Consider the following 17,883-nt stretch of genomic DNA (forward strand, 5'->3'; position numbering starts at 1 on the left):
AATTTAATCTTAGTTATATAATTAGTGTTCAAATATAATAAAAAAACCTGAGCCAATGACGGGATTTGAACCCGTGACCTCTTCCTTACCAAGGAAGCACTCTACCCCTGAGCTACACCGGCGCTTTTATCTCTTATATTTAGTGGTGGGGAGAGCAGGATTCGAACCTGCGAAGGTTTCCCAACGGATTTACAGTCCGTCCTCGTTGGCCGCTTGAGTATCTCCCCTCAAACCTATGTTTGACTTAGTTTTCTTTGAGCCGATGGAGGGACTCGAACCCACGACCTGCTGATTACAAATCAGCTGCTCTAGCCAGCTGAGCTACACCGGCATTCTACTCAATAGAAAAAGTCCGCTATTTCTAACGGACTGCAAATGTATATATTTTATTGATTAAAAAAAACAATTTACCTATTTTTTTCAATTATTATAACTTCTGTTTCTCTTTGAATTTCACAACTAAACGCTCTAAAGCATCAGCCCCTAAGTCCACTCCTTCTTCAAACGTTTTACACGTTTTCTTAACGACCATTTCATCTCCAGGAACCAATAATTTCATCTCTGCCGTTTTGTTTTCCTTATCACTTGAATTTTCCAATTTCAAAAAAACATCAACTGAAATTACTTTATCATAAAACTTTTCCACCTTAGCCAAACGGTCATTAACAAAATCTACTAATTTACGATCTACGTTAAAATTTACGGCTTGAATGTTTACTTTCATAACTAACGATTTTAAAAGGTTAATTTCTATTTCTTTTTCATTCGAGGATGACTTGCCTTGTACACTTTTTTCAACTCCGCAAGATTAACTTGTGCGTACATTTGTGTTGTCGACAAACTTTCATGCCCCATCAATTCTTTTATCGAATTAATATCTGCACCATTCTCTATCAAATGACTCGCAAACGAATGACGCAACACGTGCGGACTATTCTTCTCCTTCGATGTTGCATTACTAAAGTAGCCATTTATTACTCGATAAACAAACATTTCATCAACTTTATTTCGGCGCTTATTTAAAACCAAAGCATCTCTAACACCTATCTCTTTCAATTCCAAATCTCTAAGCCTCAAATATTCAACCAACACCTCTTCTAACGACTCTAACATCGGTAGATTTCGCCTTTTATCCCCTTTACCAATTACCCTTACCTGATGCAAGTTAAAGTCGATATCTGTCACTTTTAGATTAACTAACTCCGCTCTTCGCAACCCTAACCCATAAAGCAATTCAATAATCACAAGATCTCGCAACTTCTCAAAGGTATGCTCACTACGTAAGGCTTGACACACTACATCAATCTCTTTTCTACTAAAGGGAATTTGCAACTTCTTCTTCACCTTCAACGAGCGATGCAATTGCAACGGGTTTTTACCAACTTCTTTTAACTGCATCAAAAATTGATAAAATCCTTTCAAAGCACTAACCTTCCTATTTATTGATCTGTTTTGCAGACCTTCCTCCACCAAACAAACAATCCACCCCCTAACATTATCATAATCAACTACTCGATAATCAACCCCAAAACCAACGATATAATCTCTAAAAGACAATATATCACACCGATAAGCCTCTAAAGTCTTATCCGAATAATTCTTCTCCTTTGAGAGATATACTATATATTTCTGTACACTTTGTTCCATAAAAAAACCGTTGCAACAAAGTTAGTACTTTATTACAACGGTTAGCTTTTTTATTCATTCAATACTAGATTTCTACTGAATCTTTCAATTGTTGAATATATGCAGCCTTTTGCATCTTGTCTCTTTTTGATACAGACGGTTTTGTAAAATGTTGACGTGATCTTAACTGACGTAAAGTTCCTGTTCTGTCAAATTTTCTTTTGTAGCGCTTTAGTGCTCTATCGATATTTTCTCCGTCTTTAATTGGAATGATTAACATGTTTTCATACACCTCCTCTCATTAGTGATGCAAAAGTAAACCTTTTTTTATTCAACACAATAAAAAAACACTTTTTTTTATACAACAATCAAATTCTACCTTTTATAGCTAATTCCTCGCTAACCAACTCTTAAACTCACTAACCCGCTCTCTACTCACAATCACCTCATCAGTGTAATTTTTCATAGATAACTTTAGTCGTGAAGTAGATAACTGTGTAATTTGTTCTATATAATCTATACACACAACTTGATAACGATTTACACGGTAAAACTTTGCAGGATCCACCACTTTGATCACTGCATCAATAGAATTCTCCTCTAAAAGATGCAAACGACCATCTACTGTAGATATATATATCCCTCTATCTTCTCTATAAAAACACACCACCTCATCTACTAACACCATCTTTATCTGCATCCCTACTTTAATCATTAGACGCTTTGCATAGTTTGTACCACCAAAACTTCCTCTCAACACTTGTACTATTTCTGAAGTATTTCGCTGCTGAGCTTTGTATTTATTAATTGCTCCTAATAATTCTGAAGGTTCTATTGGTTTTAGTAAATAGTCTATACTATTAAGCTTAAAAGCTTTTACTGCATAGTGATCAAAACTCGTTACAAAGACTATCGAACTCTTGATTTCTACTTGTTCAAATATCTCTAATGACAAACCATCCGCTAACTGAATATCTGCAAAAATCAAATCAGGGTGCTCATGTTGTATAAACCAAGGTATTGCCTCTCCTACAGAATGTAGTGTTTCTTGTACGGTAAGCCCGATCTTCTCCAACTCACGTATCAACAATCTTGCAGCAGGCTTTTCATCTTCTATAACTACAATATTCATTCGTTTATATTTAAAGGTATTCTTACACTAAAGCTGTCTTCGAAATTCTCAACCACAATATCTTCACCATACAAAAGCAAACAGCGCTTCGATAAATTCTGCAAACCTAATCCAGACGAATACTCCTGCTTAGGCTTTGTGCGCTTCTCATTCCAGAGTTCAACCTTTCCGTACATTATTTTTAATCGTACATTAATTTTTCCATCTGAAGGTATACTATTGTGCTTTACTACATTTTCAATTAACACTTGCAAACTCAAAGTTGGTACAATAGCCCCAACATATTGTTGAACTTCTTCTTCAATTTCAAAATCAATCGCATTGTCATAGCGCACATTGAGTAGATAAACATAATCTTTAATAAATGACAACTCATCTTCTAAAGAACAGAAAGCATTATCCATTTTTTCCAACACATATCTGTATATCTTAGAGAACGAACGAGCAAATAGTTCCGCCTTCACTGGGTCTTCTTGAATAGTACTAATCAATACGTTCAAATTATTAAATAAAAAGTGCGGTGACAACTGCTCTTTCATACTTTCAATTTGACTTTTCTGCAAGGCTATTTCCATCTCCTTATTCTTTAACATTAATAAACGCATTTCGTCGTAATAGGCAAATACAAATACAATCAACAAAATAAACACACTCAATAATACAATAGCTATAAAGTTACCAAAATTCATATGACTACCCTTAAAAAAATCTTCAAAGGATACTTCATAAAACATATAGAGTAGTATAGCTAATAACAGATAATAAGACACCAAAGAAGTAATTATTCCATTGATAAAAAAGACTATTTCACGCATCACTTTAGGCATAGAGACACCTTTATTCACTTCCCTCTTATTCATCATTAGAGCCGCAAATGAACTTGTAGCGACATTAATCCAATAAATTAATACACAAAGAAGAAATGAAACAGAATAATTTTTCAAAAAACGTGTATCACCCCACAATTCTAAAAATGACAAGCCACTATTTTGAAAATAATAGTAGGATATCGCCATACTAGTTAATATACTAATACCAGTACTTAATACTAAATGTCTATTCCAATTAATAATCATGGTATTTTAATTTTATACAAGATACAAATAACTCAACTTATGCTAAACATAAAAACTACCACACTATTCCTTACTCGAAAAATTAGATAATGTTTTTACTGCCCAATCTTTACCCCAAGAAGGATAAAATGGAACTTCACTCTTCTGTTGATCAAACAATTCTATTGATCTCTCTAACATTTTCTTATAATACGGTACATCTACCTTCATATACTTAGCACTATTTAAATAGAAACTAGCTAAAGAATACAACGCTCGTGGATTAGTAGAATTCAATTTAACCGCCTCTTCATACGCTTTGACTATAATAGGACTTTGTGTCATTCCTTTAGTCATTGGATCAGTAATCAGTTCTAATGTTTCATTCATCCCTTTCAAAACATACCATTCTTCTCCTCCAACAACTATCCAATCCTCTATTATCGCACGATTATTCTCAATTATAATTGTTGTATTCTCCTCTTTTGGATTGTTAAATCCTTGAGTAATCCCTATAAACACTTTATAGTATACAGGTATCCAATTCTCTTTATCCGATGCTGCTATACGATCTAGCATAGCCATCGCTTCTTTAGGCTGACCATCTTTCCATTGCTGTAATGCCTTTTGCATACCCAGCTCGTATTTAGACTGAGCAAAGCTCATCAAACTAAACACTCCTAAAATTAAGGTAAATAACTTTCTCATTTGATCTAATATTTTAATATTATTATTTAAAACTAAAGCACTCATCTCACAAATAAAAACATAACTGCTTAAACTGTCGATTATAATGTCTCAACCGTTATTACAAATTATCTAGTTGATTTAACTTCTTATTTGAACTAATCGTCCACATAAAACCTATATACACAAATCGCGTTGCTGAAGCATTAATCTGATCCGGTTGTCCTCCTTGTTGCGCAAACTGATAGGCATACACAGGGTGACGTCCTAAAAGATTATTTACCGAAGCATATAGTATCTTCTGTGCACTTAATAGATAAGCCCAACTCAAACTCACGTCATGAATCGCACTACTCTTATATATTAGCTTATCAGCTGCATTTTTAGCATAGAATTCGCGAGGTGTGGCATAATGATAAGTCATACTTACTTGTAACTTCCATTGTTCTATCCAATACTTAGTTACTACAGATAAGTCGTGCTTAGCTATATAGGAGGGCTGTATCCACTCGTTCCAATACATCTCTTTACGTTTAGAATCAATATAGGTATAAGTAATCCAATATTCAAAATTCTTAAACGTACTATTGTCTTTCCAGAACAAATCGAATCCCTTCGCATAACCTTCTCCCAATTGAGAATACTCATTTGTTTTACCTATTGGAGTTAACAATAGTTTACTATAGTCTTTACAAAACACCTCAGCTCTTAGCATTCTCTTTTTAAACTCATAAGTATAATTAAGGATATAGTGATTTGCCTGCATCCAGTCTTCTTGTTTCACATTCATACCTTGTTCTAAATTCATTGCTTGATTAAACACCCCGTATGAGAACGACAACTGCTGTTTTGCATTCAACTGAAAAGTTAGCATTGTTCGTGGCTCCAGTGTCCAATTTGAAATAGCCGAATACTTATTTGCTCTCACACCCATTCTCAATGAAAACCCACTCCTTAAATTCCAATCACTTTCAAAAAACAATGCAAATCTAGTGGTATAAAAATTTCTATTTTCATAATCTCTCCTCATTCCTTTAGTCAAGTCTAGCTGCGCCAGCTGAACATCTGCCCCAATAAAAGATCGCAAATTACCATTCCATTGATAAGACATCTTTATTTTTTGACTCAAATCCCAACGCTCTTTACCTATATGTCGCTCATTCTTATCTCCAGTATAATCGACATACCCTACACCAGTTCCGACATCTAATCGCAAATAAGGAGAAAACCGCTTGAAATATAAACTATTCAAATACACATTCATAGACTGAAGAGCTAAAGTATCTACTTGCTGACTAGGCAACATCTCTTGCCTATAAGCCATCGAAGAATAATCTATCGCTGTATAAAGCTTATACCCTCCTTCTTTAAGTTCTCGTTTAAAAACAACTTCTGCAGAGGCTGTACTAAAAGGCTTTTGACTATCGTAACGCTGTTTTACTAATGCTGTATAAGCTCCCAAGTTAAGGTAGTTCAAATGATAAGAAAGAGAATTTTTTCCCCACTGATGAGTTTGCCCAAAACTACCACCTAAAATAGAAATAGAAACATCCTTACGTGATGCGTCAATATCATCAGCTGTATCTAACTGCAATACACCAGATAGTGCTTCTCCAAACTCCGCACTATATCCCCCTGCTAAGAAAGACATCCCTTTAAACAAAAAAGGATTAAACTTAGATCTCACTGGCACATTACCAACTGTTGCGGTATAGGGCTCAAAAACTCTTATCCCATTTACATATATCCCACTCTCGTCAGCCTTACCTCCTCTGATCATTAACCGCCCATCTTCTCCATTTACCTGAGCTCCAGGCATTGTACCAATCACACCTACAATATTACCAGGACTGCCTGCCGTACTGACAACATCCATGGCACTAAAATCAATACTCTCTACACGCTCTCTTTTGCGTTTACTCTTTGTCTTTATAATAATTTCTCCTAAAAGCCCCTCTTTCTCAAGCATCACAAAATCCTTGTGATAACTTTCACGTGTAACGATTACCTCCTCAATGTCTTCAAAATCATGATGAATTAAAACCAAGACATCATTGATAAGTGTATCCTCTACTACAAAAGAGAAGTGCCCATTTGCATCCGACAAAACTCCCTCAAAACTATCTTTGAGATACACATTTACATTTTCAATTGGCTTATTCTTTACATCGAACACTGTTCCCGATAAAGTAATTTTCTGAGCTTGTAATTCTCCGAAAAAAAGTAATAACAATAAACTTAATAATGCTTTCATAACAGACTATATATTATTAACAACAAACATAGCTCAGCTATCTACTACCTGAAAAAATAGATACGCGAACGGTTGATTTATATACATGAACGGCAATACGCATCAATAATTCACGATTGACGCCCTACGGATAAAGTAGATTTAATCACTAGGCTAATTTCTTTGATGGAGTCAAAACTAGACTCTCCATAATAGTAAAGTTTGTTTCTTCTTGCGGATTTGTAAAAGCAATCAAAAAAATCTATAAAAAACTGTATATGTTACAAACATATCAATATGTTATCCAACATAAATACGGTTTAAAAACATACTTTTTAAAGTGATAAACATTTGTGTCACTAAAGTAAAAAACACCAATAAGAAGGGGGCTTATTCTCTCATTTTGCCTTACTCACTTCATTCGTTTCGCTATCAAAAACATAGCTAATCCCTGTATTTATATAGCTTCATATAGTATTTATTCGAATCTTCTTCGGTAAGATCCTCATTTTTCAGTACTTCGTCCGAAGGTTGTCCGAACAACACTTGTACAAACCTTTTCAATCACTCGAATTCATTGACTTCATTGATAGTTCGGAAATTATTGAATGAATATTTTAATTGAAAAATTAAGGCGTTTTGAGAACAATAAAAAACACCATTATTACAATTATTTATTCACAAGACTTACTTACCAATCTGACCTATACTAAAACAATAAATTGCACTCTAAGTCTAAAGGAGTAAACAAAAGAACTCTACGTTAAATATTAATAAAAAGAAAATCAAACACAAAAACTACCGCTTCAACTGGTATCCTTTATGCCTAACTATATTGCCTCCGAGTACTTCTCCTCACAACAGATTTCTCGTGGAATATAAATCACGAACAAACTAGACTAACACATTAGAATCCTTCAAAAAAGAATCCTTCAAAACCAAACTACCACATTGATGGTATATTTACAGACAAAGAAGCAAAAAACAAGGATAATAGTTACCTTTGCATCTAATATTTTATTAAATTCATCAAAATTAGACAAATACACCTATGAAGAAATTTCTAAATAATACAATAATAAGACTTTTACTGGGAGTAATTATAGGGTTATTAATAGGTCCATATCTAACTGAAGGGTTACTTCAAATAATCTTATCTACTAGACATATCCTTGGACAGATTATTCTATTTTTAGTACCGCTTATCATCTTGGGATTTGTCGTTTCTTCTATAGCAAAACTTGATAAAAAGCACACAGGAATCATTGGGTTTGCCATTGTTATCGCTTATATGTCAAGTGTAGGGGCTGGTTTTTTCAGTAGTGCTTTGGGATATAACATCATTCCTTATTTAGAAATAGAGAAAGACGTTGAAACACTTAAGGAGCTTCCTGAAATGCTATTTAAGCTAAATATACCACCTGTATTCGGAGTGATGACTTCATTGACATTAGCCTTAATGATTGGGATTGGGATTTTGTGGACAGGGTCAAAACCGTTAGAGCGTGCCTTTGACTCATTTAAAGAAATTGTGTTACTATTAGTCAATAAACTATTAATCCCCTTACTGCCATTCTACATTCTTGCTAACTTTGCTCTTCTGAGTTATGAAGGCTCAATACAATCACAACTACCTGTATTCATCACTGTCTTAGGAGTAGTTATAGTTGCTCACTTTGTTTGGTTAGGTTTTTTATACACGATAGCTGGTATTTATTCCAAAAAGAACCCTTGGGAAGTTATTAAGCACTACCCACAAGCATATCTGACTGCAGTAGGTACAATGTCTTCGGCAGCAAGTTTAGGTATGGCATTATCATCAGCCCATAAAAGTAAAGTCCTAAAACCAGAAATATCAAATTTTACCATACCGTTCTTTTCGAATATCCATTTATGTGGATCAGTATTGACTGAAGTATTCTTTGTGATGACCGTATCTCAAGTCTTATACGGAACTATCCCAAGCATTGGTACAATGATATTATTCATTGTATTACTGGGTATATTTGCAATTGGCGCACCAGGTGTCCCTGGTGGTACGGTAATGGCTTCTTTAGGAATTATTACTTCTGTGCTCGGTTTTGACGACGCAGGAATCGCACTTATACTAACCATATTTGCACTACAAGACAGCTTTGGTACAGCATGTAATATTGCTGGAGATGGAGCACTAAGTCTTATGGTGACCAAATACAGTGAAAAATAAACAAAAACAAAGGGAGGAGTATATCTTCCCTTTTTTCATAGCTATACATCATGCTGAAAAAATTAGCCAACAATACAATTGTACGATTACTAACAGGTGTCATTCTCGGCCTACTCCTAGGCCCTTATCTAAGAGAAGGAATCCTACAAGTTATCCTATCAACTAAACATATCTTAGGGCAACTAATTTTATTCTTAGTACCCTTAATTATTTTAGGCTTCATTGTATCCTCAATTGCTAAACTAGATAGAAAATCATCGTCTATTATAGGATTTTCACTCTTAATAGCCTATCTATCTAGTACAGGAGCAGGTTTATTTAGTGGAACATTAGGATACACAATACTTCCTTGGCTGGACGTACCTACCACAGCATCCTTAGGAAAAGAACTCCCTACTATGCTATTCAAGCTAGATATCCCTCCAATATTTGATGTGATGACTTCCCTAGTTTTAGCCCTAATGATTGGACTAGGTATTCTGTGGACACAGTCAAAACCACTAGAAATAGCTTTTGATCATTTCAAAGAGATTGTACTCCTCTTGGTCAACAAAATACTCGTCCCACTATTACCACTCTATATAGCTTGCAACTTTGCATTACTAAGCTATGTAGGAACCATACGATCACAACTACCAATCTTCTTGATGGTAATCGTCATTGTGATACTAGCACATATTGTATGGATCATAACTCTCTATACCATAGCAGGAATATACGCTAAAAAAAATTCATGGGAAGTATTAAAGCACTATGGCTCTACTTATCTAACTGCACTAGGAACAATGTCTTCTGCAGCCACATTAGGAATAGCCCTACAGTCAGCAAATAAGAGTAAAATACTAAAACCTGAAATAACTAATTTCACTATACCCTTTTTCTCAAATGTTCACTTGTGTGGTGCTATGATTACAGAAACCTTTTTTGTCATGACCGTATCCTTAGTAATTTATGGGTATCTACCTGATGTGGGGACTCTAATCCTCTTTATCTTATTATTGGGAATATTTGCCTTGGGTGCTCCTGGAGTACCTGGTGGTGCATTAATGGCTTCACTGGGATTAATAACCTCCATGTTGGGATTTGATGATACTGGTATTGCACTAGTACTCACTATATTTGCATTGCAAGATAGCTTCGGAACAGCGTGTAATATTGTCGGAGATGGTGCATTGAGCCTAATGGCAACAACATTTAACGAAAGACAACAAAAAAGGGGAACTAATTAGTTCCCCTTCTATATTTACAAATGATATTAATTAATCCTTTAAGATATTACGTGAAATAACCAATTTTTGAATCTCCGTTGTTCCTTCTCCAATTGTACATAACTTCGAATCACGGAAGAACTTCTCCACAGGAAAATCCTTAGTATAACCATATCCACCGTGGATCTGTATCGCTTCTGTAGAAACCTTCACACATACTTCAGACGCATACATCTTAGCCATAGCACCGATCTTAGTCATCGGCTTATTGTTGTTTTTCAAGAAAGCAGCTTTATGTAATAATAACTCTGAACATTCAATTTCAGTCGCCATATCAGCTAATTTAAATCCGATAGCTTGAAATTCACTAATTGGCTTACCAAACTGTATTCTTTCTTTAGAATATTTAAGAGCCGCTTCATAAGCACCTTTAGCGATACCTAGTGACAACGCACCAATAGAAATACGTCCACCATCTAGCACTTTCATAGCTTGAATAAACCCACTCCCCACTTCACCTAAACGGTTAGCATCAGGTACGCGACAGTTGTCAAAGATAAGTTCTGCTGTCTCAGACGCACGCATTCCTAATTTATTCTCCTTCTTACCACTAGAAAACCCAGGAGTTCCCTTTTCTACTACAAAAGCAGTCATACCATGAGAATCACCTTTCTCACCAGTGCGAACTATAACTACAGCTACATTACCAGAAATAGCATGGGTAATAAAGTTCTTAGCTCCGTTCAAGATCCAATGATCACCATCTTTCACAGCAGTAGTACTCATACCTCCAGCATCAGAACCAGTATTGTGCTCTGTCAATCCCCAAGCACCTATCCACTCACCCGTAGCTAGCTTTGGCAACCATCTTTTCTTTTGTTCGTCATTAGCAAAAGATAAAATGTGATTAGTACAAAGCGAATTATGTGCTGCAACAGATAGACCAATTGACGAATCCACTTTAGAGATCTCTTCAACAATTGTAATATATTCGTGGTACCCTAACCCTGATCCTCCGTACTCTTCAGGAACCAGAACGCCCATATATCCCATTTCTCCTAACTTCTTAAATAAGTCAACAGGGAAAATTTGAGCCTCGTCCCATTCCATAATAAAAGGACGAATATGTTGTTCTGAAAAGTCTCTTATAGATTGCGCAATCATAGCTTGCGTCTCATTGTATTCAAAATTCATGGTTAATAGATTTAATTCGTGAAATCCAAATATAAACTAATTATATCTATTTTGTCAAGTGGGAAGTTTTCAATTTGTTTTAATTGTTCCTTATTTAAAATATCTTCGTTCATACTTCTATATTTAACAATTTCTCTAGCAATATAATAATTAAGATACGGAAGTGTTTTTAACTCATTGATAGAAGCTTTATTAACATTCATTTGAATCACTTGGGGAGGACTAAAAACTTTATAGTGCAAATACAATTGCTCAAGTACTTCATCCTTCAATCCATAGACAAACTTCAGCTGATCCATATGAACATATCCTCCATACTTCTCGCGATCCTTAATAATCTTTTCCGCATAGTAAGGACCTATCCCTCGAATTTTTTGTAGATCATCTACCGTGGCACTATTAATACAACTAGGCACTATATCCTTCTCTTTGATCACCGGATAACCTTGAGACTTAGTATAGCGCTTTGGATTATCAACCCAATCAGGAAACTTAAAATAGCGACTATATTTTGCCAACCATTCATCAAACACTTTAGTTAATTGTTGAAACCCTTTAGCAGAATTCACGTATTTATTCAATGCTCTAAAGGCGTGTAAACGGTCAATCTCATCAACTGACGTTCCCAGCGTAAAGCCTTTATAGTCAGAAATAAAATTAGGGTTAAAAGGATAAATAGTATCACTCCGCTTTTGAGCAAGTAGCGCAAGACTATCCATTCGCTTCTCATACAAACTTATTTCTGATTCATTTAACTCAAGTAATTGAGTTACTGATGAAGAATTATTAAAACGATAGTGGTTATAAAAAAAAACACCTTGAAGTAATAAAAATATGCAATCAAAAATAACTAGACCTCTGCGTTGGGTCTTAGAGTAGTAAAACCACTTTTTATGTTGAGCTTCAAACATACAAAAAGAATTAGTTCACTCAACGACTATACGCTAAAAAAAGCAATTTAAAGATCAAAAACAGACGAACGCTTTGTGTAAATCAAATCTTTAATCTTAGCCATAAAAGCTAGTGTTAAGTAGATTGGAAACGTTAATCCCAACGTAAAAAATGACAAATAGATAAACAACAAACGAATGCGCATTGCCTTAATCCCTAATCGGTCACCTATACGGGAAGAAACTTGAAATCCATGTTTTTCAAAAAAATATCTTATTCTATTTATCATATCCTCTTGTACTTGCTATTGTACAAAATTACAAAATCATTTCATTAATCGCTTACCAATAGTACACGATAAACACCTTTGCTGATCACAATACTCTTTTTTTAGTTGTAATAAAGCCTGACTATCCATTGCATGTTCACATTGTACACCTAAAGAAGAGAATAGTGCAACGATACTATTCTTTTCAGAATTTAACCGAGTTACTAACATAAGCAAATAATCGTTTATAGAAGAGTCATCAGTTACAAACCGTCTATGGTATGCGAATTGAAAAGGAATAATAGCGTTTAGAATCAGAATATCAACAAATGCTTTAGAAAGCTTTTTGGGAGACTTTTTAGAATCCTTACAAAACATAATGAGTATCCCAATAATTACTAGCAAGCACATCAAAAAGCTCGTAAGTTGAAGCTAATGTAAGTTGATGTTGGTATAAAACAACCAACTGATCACCAGCCTTGAAAAACAATTTTGCAAGTTGAGCTATCCGAATAGTAGGAAAATTTGGGGGTCTCAATTGGAAATACCGTAATGAAGACGAGTCTAATGCTAACAAATTGTGTTTGTGTTTAAGAAACTTCCACTCCGCAGATAATTCCTTTACATAATTGTCGCACGACTATTCTTGATGGTCTAATAAACCAACAACCCCAAGAAACAATGCTTCCAGTTGAATAAGAGAATGAGCATGCTTCAATACAACTTCTATAGGCAAAGAGCTAAAGGCTCTAAAAAAGAAAGCGCCATTTGCACTGGCACCAAAACTACGTGCTAAATAGCAAAAAAACACCTGTGCCTAGTGATTCTTTGTCTTAGCTAACATCTCATAGATTGGATTTATTTTATCTTCTAATCGTTCAAAGAAAAGACGCTCTTTCCATTGCAACCAAGTCATCTCTCCAACACTTAATAAGCGGTCTTCGCAAAATAGATATTGCTTAGGTAGAACTAATTTTTGATAATTAGCCAGAACCTCCTCACTGACATAATCTCTAATCTCTATTGTTGGAATCTGACTACCATTGGAACGCAAAACAGGAGTATCATTTTCCCATACGACATGAAGTATAACACTATCATACCGAACATCTCTTTCATGCTGGTGAGCATACCAATCAGAAGAATTAAGGTGAATCTCTACATTTCCTGCCCATAGTTGTTGCCCAAGATAGATCTGAGCATTAAAAAAATCAGGCCCTTCTAATCCTGTAAAAGTACCCACGCGCACAATCCGTACTGATTCAGCATCAACTGTATATAGCTGTTTTCCCTTTATAAATAACTGATGGTACCATACATAGTGTAAAAAAGACTCCCTCATACAATTGCGTCTAAGTTTATTTAGTTATCCATAGCCCTAGTAAAAAAATTACTAGACTACTATAAAAGCACAAAAACTTAACCAATCATACAATAACAATCAAACATTACTATCCCAATTTGATAAGAAAACAAACAATAAAAAAGGTGTTCAAATTGAACACCTATGATCATAAAAAATATCTTAACTAAAGAAATTCCACACTAAACCAAACCTAAATGTCATATCTCTGTAAGGTGTATTGGGAGCACTATAATATTTATAGCCTGTCATACCGCTATTAAAATGTTCTAAAATTAAATAGATACGAGCAGTTCTCACTTTCATATTAATAAAGAAATCAAAGACAGGATAATTACCAATCTTCACTTTATCTTGAACATAAAAGTCCCCTAGCAAAGGGTTATAGTCGTCTCCGTAATATTCTGTAAAATATTTAAAAGTAATTCCTGTTTGGAATTTCAGTGCCTTATCAAAAAAAGCATCTGTAAAATGAAGCGTGTTACGCGTTACAAAACTAGGCACATTTACAATATTATCACTTTGATCTACATTTTGATACAACACAGTATTATCTAACCCAAATTTACCCAACTTAAAATCTTTAGCGGCTTGAAGAGAAAAGTAATTAATGGTGTTTCCATATTGTTTTGGAGAAACTAAGACTTGACTCGGTATTCCAAATTCAGAATACTCTGCAGTAGAATCATTAGAGAAATAAAGTTTATCATTCAGAACAGCGTAACTACCCGATAAAGTCACCCAAGGCGTATTCAGAGTAGCATCAAATTGATTGATTTTTTCATTTTTAAAGTCATTCCTCCAGTTATAGGCAACATAATCACTTTGATATAGATAATAACTTAAGTTACCAAGTTTACTTAAGTTCTGATAAGAGATAACTAAACCAATATTATCAGCAAGCTTATAACGTATATCTGCTTTTATCGTACTTGTATCATCATTACCCAAGGAACGACTTACAAGAAGCCCAGCCTTCCAGTTGTCTTTATTGTAACTGTATTTCCCACCTAAAAGAGTAATACTTCTATTAATAGCATCTGGAATAACTTGATCACCAATATGAGCAATACTTTTGTAATTGTACTCATATCGATTGAATTCAGTAAAAAACTCAAAACGTCCCAATAGATCTGACTGATAAGCAGCTCCTATGCGATTATAAACATTAGCATAACGCGTCTTATTACTTATAGAACTTTGGAATGCATTACCAAATCTAGGAGTTTGATCATATTCAGGATTAAGAATATTAGCTTGAGTAAACTCATAAAACTTATCCTCATACATGAATACATGTGTTAATAAAAGACCATTAGCTACTGATTTGTTTAATTGGTATTCATGATTCCAATAAAAACGCTTTCCCTTCAACATCGTAGAAGCATCTCTAAAAAAAACATTTAGACGCTCTCGCTTGTTGTATGGTTTAACAGACGATTCAAAAAGATCAAGATCTCTAATCCCTCCATTCTCTTCATTCTTGATATCCTGAATAGTGAAATGCGAGCGCATCAGATAACGTTTATTAGGAGAATGATAACTAGTACCTAACCTAAAATTACCACTTGAAGTAAGTTGGTTAATGTACTTCCCTATCGAACGCAATCCTTTATAAGCAATAGAGAAGTTAAAATTTTCACTTGTATTCATTGTTATAAATGCATCTAAATTCTGCCCTTGTTTCATAACAGACTTATAATACAAATCTGTGTATGGCGTAGGAACATGATAATACTTTATATCCTCAACTTGTAAATAACCAACTTGTCTTGCCTGAAAACCAAAGTCAGGAAGAGATTGATTTACTTTTGTATTAAACTTTAGAACATTGTAAACTTGTCCTTCATTATTAAAAGGCAATAATCCAAACTCATCTTTTCGAAGATAATTAAAAGTATAAAACTTCTTCACACTTAATGCAGTATCCACCACAATCGTGTCTTTTCGAATTGAAATAATCTTATAATCTATAATTGGAGCTACGGAATCTTTTTGAGCACCTAAACGTAAACTTTTACGCTCAGTATCATTGGAAGCTCCCTCGGCTATTTGAGCATTTTCAGCTTGTAAAAACTGGGCTTGCACATTCAAACAGCAGAAGAAAGCAATCAAAGCAAATAATCTATACATACAAAGTTAATTTGGACAAAGGTAAATTTATTTTTTGATTATATAAATCTTAGAATGCACTAAGCAACAAAGAATTGTAAAGGCAAATACCGTAGAAAGAACACTTAAATGAAAAACTAATAGAAGTTAACTAATATACATAAAAAGAGGGTACCCTAAGGCACCCTCTAAAAAATTAAATATATCAATTATATAGCTTTCTACTATTTAGCCCATATTAATTTCACATCCATTTTATCACCACCCATACGAGCAGCAGCAGCCTCTTTGTTATCTTTATTAACAAGATCTAAATCCAATGGATAAGTAATACGCTCTGGTAAATTCGTTAAATAATCTACTGAAGGAGTTGGCTTAAACACATAAGATGTTTCACCGTTAGGGCCTGGCGCAATCAAATCATGACTCTCACCTGGCAACAATAAAGTACGAGGTAATTTTGTTCTCCTATATTCTGCCCAAGCTTCATAAGGTTGCATATAAAGAGCAATGTACTTCTGCGTCATTACAGTCTCTTCATTTGCAGGAGCTACAGCTGCAACAAAAGCATCTATTGCAGGTTGAGCCACTTTCCATCTTTGCATAGAGGCTTCAATACCTTTGATATAATGACCTTGATCCCATCCTTTAACCTCAGATAATAAAAACTCTACCTCTGCATACTCCATCAATATTTCAGTATAATCTGCTTTGTAAACATCACCACTAAACTGAGAAGCTGCACCTACTTGACTTCCTGTCATCGACCCTGGAATTCCAATTGGCAAACCTGTATAGAAAGATGCATCGCGATCTACGTAATTATTCATTTGAATACTTGGAACATGCGCTAAAGCTGGATGATAAGTAAAACGTACTTTAGTTTCTTTTACTTGCCCATCTGCTGGATCCTTAACTAATTGTGTTTTAGGAGCAACCATTCTAAACAAACGAGGATCCACTTGTCCAAAAAATGGGTTAGCAACCCCTGCTTTCGTATTTTCACCTTTTAGCAATTCTACAAAAGTTACAGTTGGCATAAAATCATTACGATTCTCGATAAAAGCCGCAGTGTACCACGGTGCTGGATTCACACGATCATTTTGGAAAATCTGTCCTACAGTATCATCATTTGATTGCATCACACCTCCATTAATTGCTAAATCAATATAAGGTTTAGCTTCTGGCAATACTTTACTAACACGATTTGCAATCTTCAGCATCAATGAATTACCAAAACGTTTAAGCTTCTCACCAGATTTAAATAGATGATCACCCGTATTAAAGATAATAGCTGAAGTTTCAATTGAAGCTGTAGCCTCTTTCAATTCATTCAACATATCCATATAAATCTTTTCTTGCGAAGCAAACTTTGGTGTTGTAATTTCATTAGCTGTCCCCAAAGTCATTCCTTGAAAATCTGGATCATCAGAACCAAAAGAGTAATATGGAATATCCCCGTAAATCTCAAGGTTTTGAAGTTGAGAATATACCAACATAATCCTAGCAGCAGCTAGTTGATTTTCCACGTGGCCTAAAGTCGCCGCTTTTGCAGCATTATCAGGGTTACTAACGAAATCAGCAATATCCTTATAAGCTTTAGCAGCTAAGAAAATATCGCGATACAAACTGTTATTAACACCAGATCTAAATTGATATCTATCTTCTTCAGTATAATTACGTTGTGCAGAATACTGTACCCATGGCAATGCCATACGTCCTGAAGGAAAACCTCCACGAGTATCTGTCAATAAATTCTTATTTGCTCCATTAAATATCCCCCCAGTCAATACTTCCGTTGGTTTATTTGGATCAATATTTATATCCTCTAAGTCTTTATCACAACTTACAAATGCAAGTATACATGCAATAAAAGACATTCTATATATGTACTTTTTCATAAGATGT

The 17,883-nt window shown here is 34.7% G+C and carries 14 protein-coding genes, 3 tRNA genes and 1 pseudogene; 2 read left to right on the forward strand and 16 right to left on the reverse strand.

The genetic code is table 11. From position 1 onward, the window contains the following. Positions 1–50: 50 nt before the first annotated feature. From GJV77_RS02540 to GJV77_RS02585, 10 genes are all read right to left on the reverse strand, one after another. A tRNA-Thr gene (locus tag GJV77_RS02540) sits at positions 51–122 on the reverse strand. A gap of 21 nt (positions 123–143) precedes the next feature. Beyond that, positions 144–227, reverse strand: a tRNA-Tyr gene (locus GJV77_RS02545). Between the two features lie 30 nt (positions 228–257). Continuing rightward, positions 258–331, reverse strand: a tRNA-Thr gene (locus GJV77_RS02550). Positions 332–427: 96 nt separating this feature from the next. Continuing rightward, the gene (gene hpf / locus GJV77_RS02555) at positions 428–724 is read right to left on the reverse strand and encodes a ribosome hibernation-promoting factor, HPF/YfiA family (RefSeq protein ID WP_155034787.1); all 297 of its coding nucleotides are present in this window, start codon (positions 722–724) and stop codon (positions 428–430) included. A gap of 26 nt (positions 725–750) precedes the next feature. Continuing rightward, the gene (locus tag GJV77_RS02560; RefSeq protein WP_155034788.1) at positions 751–1,647 is read right to left on the reverse strand and encodes a tyrosine-type recombinase/integrase; all 897 of its coding nucleotides are present in this window, start codon (positions 1,645–1,647) and stop codon (positions 751–753) included. Positions 1,648–1,711: 64 nt separating this feature from the next. Continuing rightward, entirely contained in the window at positions 1,712–1,906 is a 195-nt protein-coding gene (gene rpsU / locus GJV77_RS02565) for a 30S ribosomal protein S21 (RefSeq protein ID WP_155034789.1), read from the reverse strand. Positions 1,907–2,014: 108 nt separating this feature from the next. After that, a complete protein-coding gene (locus tag GJV77_RS02570; RefSeq protein ID WP_155034790.1) occupies positions 2,015–2,758 on the reverse strand; it encodes a LytR/AlgR family response regulator transcription factor in 744 nt (247 codons plus the stop codon). Beyond that, positions 2,755–3,834: a sensor histidine kinase gene (locus GJV77_RS02575; protein ID WP_155034791.1), complete on the reverse strand. Its 1,080-nt coding sequence runs from the start codon at positions 3,832–3,834 to the stop codon at positions 2,755–2,757. Before GJV77_RS02575 ends, GJV77_RS02570 begins: the two co-directional genes overlap by 4 nt. A 63-nt stretch (positions 3,835–3,897) precedes the next feature. Next, positions 3,898–4,521, reverse strand: a complete 624-nt coding sequence (locus GJV77_RS02580) for a tetratricopeptide repeat protein (RefSeq protein ID WP_155034792.1) — start codon at positions 4,519–4,521, stop codon at positions 3,898–3,900. A 100-nt stretch (positions 4,522–4,621) separates the two neighbouring features. Next, a complete protein-coding gene (locus GJV77_RS02585) occupies positions 4,622–6,754 on the reverse strand; it encodes a TonB-dependent receptor (protein ID WP_155034793.1) in 2,133 nt (710 codons plus the stop codon). A gap of 1,030 nt (positions 6,755–7,784) precedes the next feature. Here GJV77_RS02585 and GJV77_RS02590 point away from each other — a divergent pair. After that, positions 7,785–8,939, forward strand: coding sequence for a dicarboxylate/amino acid:cation symporter (locus tag GJV77_RS02590; RefSeq protein ID WP_155034794.1), 1,155 nt, complete (start codon positions 7,785–7,787; stop codon positions 8,937–8,939). Between the two features lie 50 nt (positions 8,940–8,989). After that, on the forward strand, positions 8,990–10,168 hold the full coding sequence (locus tag GJV77_RS02595; protein ID WP_155034795.1) for a cation:dicarboxylate symporter family transporter: 1,179 nt from the start codon (positions 8,990–8,992) through the stop codon (positions 10,166–10,168). 30 nt (positions 10,169–10,198) lie between these two features. Here the strand turns inward: GJV77_RS02595 and GJV77_RS02600 are convergent, their stop codons facing one another. The 6 genes and pseudogenes from GJV77_RS02600 to GJV77_RS02625 all read right to left on the reverse strand — a co-directional run bounded on the left by GJV77_RS02600 (position 10,199) and on the right by GJV77_RS02625 (position 17,876). Then, positions 10,199–11,341, reverse strand: coding sequence for an acyl-CoA dehydrogenase family protein (locus tag GJV77_RS02600; RefSeq protein WP_155034796.1), 1,143 nt, complete (start codon positions 11,339–11,341; stop codon positions 10,199–10,201). An 11-nt stretch (positions 11,342–11,352) separates the two neighbouring features. Beyond that, the gene (locus tag GJV77_RS02605) at positions 11,353–12,252 is read right to left on the reverse strand and encodes a ComEA family DNA-binding protein (protein ID WP_155034797.1); all 900 of its coding nucleotides are present in this window, start codon (positions 12,250–12,252) and stop codon (positions 11,353–11,355) included. A 47-nt stretch (positions 12,253–12,299) separates the two neighbouring features. Beyond that, positions 12,300–12,521, reverse strand: a complete 222-nt coding sequence (locus GJV77_RS02610; protein ID WP_155034798.1) for a PspC domain-containing protein — start codon at positions 12,519–12,521, stop codon at positions 12,300–12,302. Positions 12,522–12,557: 36 nt separating this feature from the next. Next, a pseudogene (locus tag GJV77_RS02615) lies at positions 12,558–13,842 on the reverse strand (DUF2851 family protein). 183 nt (positions 13,843–14,025) lie between these two features. Next, a complete protein-coding gene (locus GJV77_RS02620) occupies positions 14,026–15,996 on the reverse strand; it encodes a putative porin (RefSeq protein ID WP_155034799.1) in 1,971 nt (656 codons plus the stop codon). Positions 15,997–16,199: 203 nt separating this feature from the next. Further along, positions 16,200–17,876 (reverse strand): SusD/RagB family nutrient-binding outer membrane lipoprotein, encoded by a 1,677-nt coding sequence (locus GJV77_RS02625; RefSeq protein ID WP_155034800.1) that lies wholly within the window; start codon positions 17,874–17,876, stop codon positions 16,200–16,202. Positions 17,877–17,883: the final 7 nt, after the last annotated feature.

This window comes from Myroides pelagicus (assembly GCF_009711055.1).
Lineage (GTDB): Bacteria > Bacteroidota > Bacteroidia > Flavobacteriales > Flavobacteriaceae > Flavobacterium > Flavobacterium pelagicum.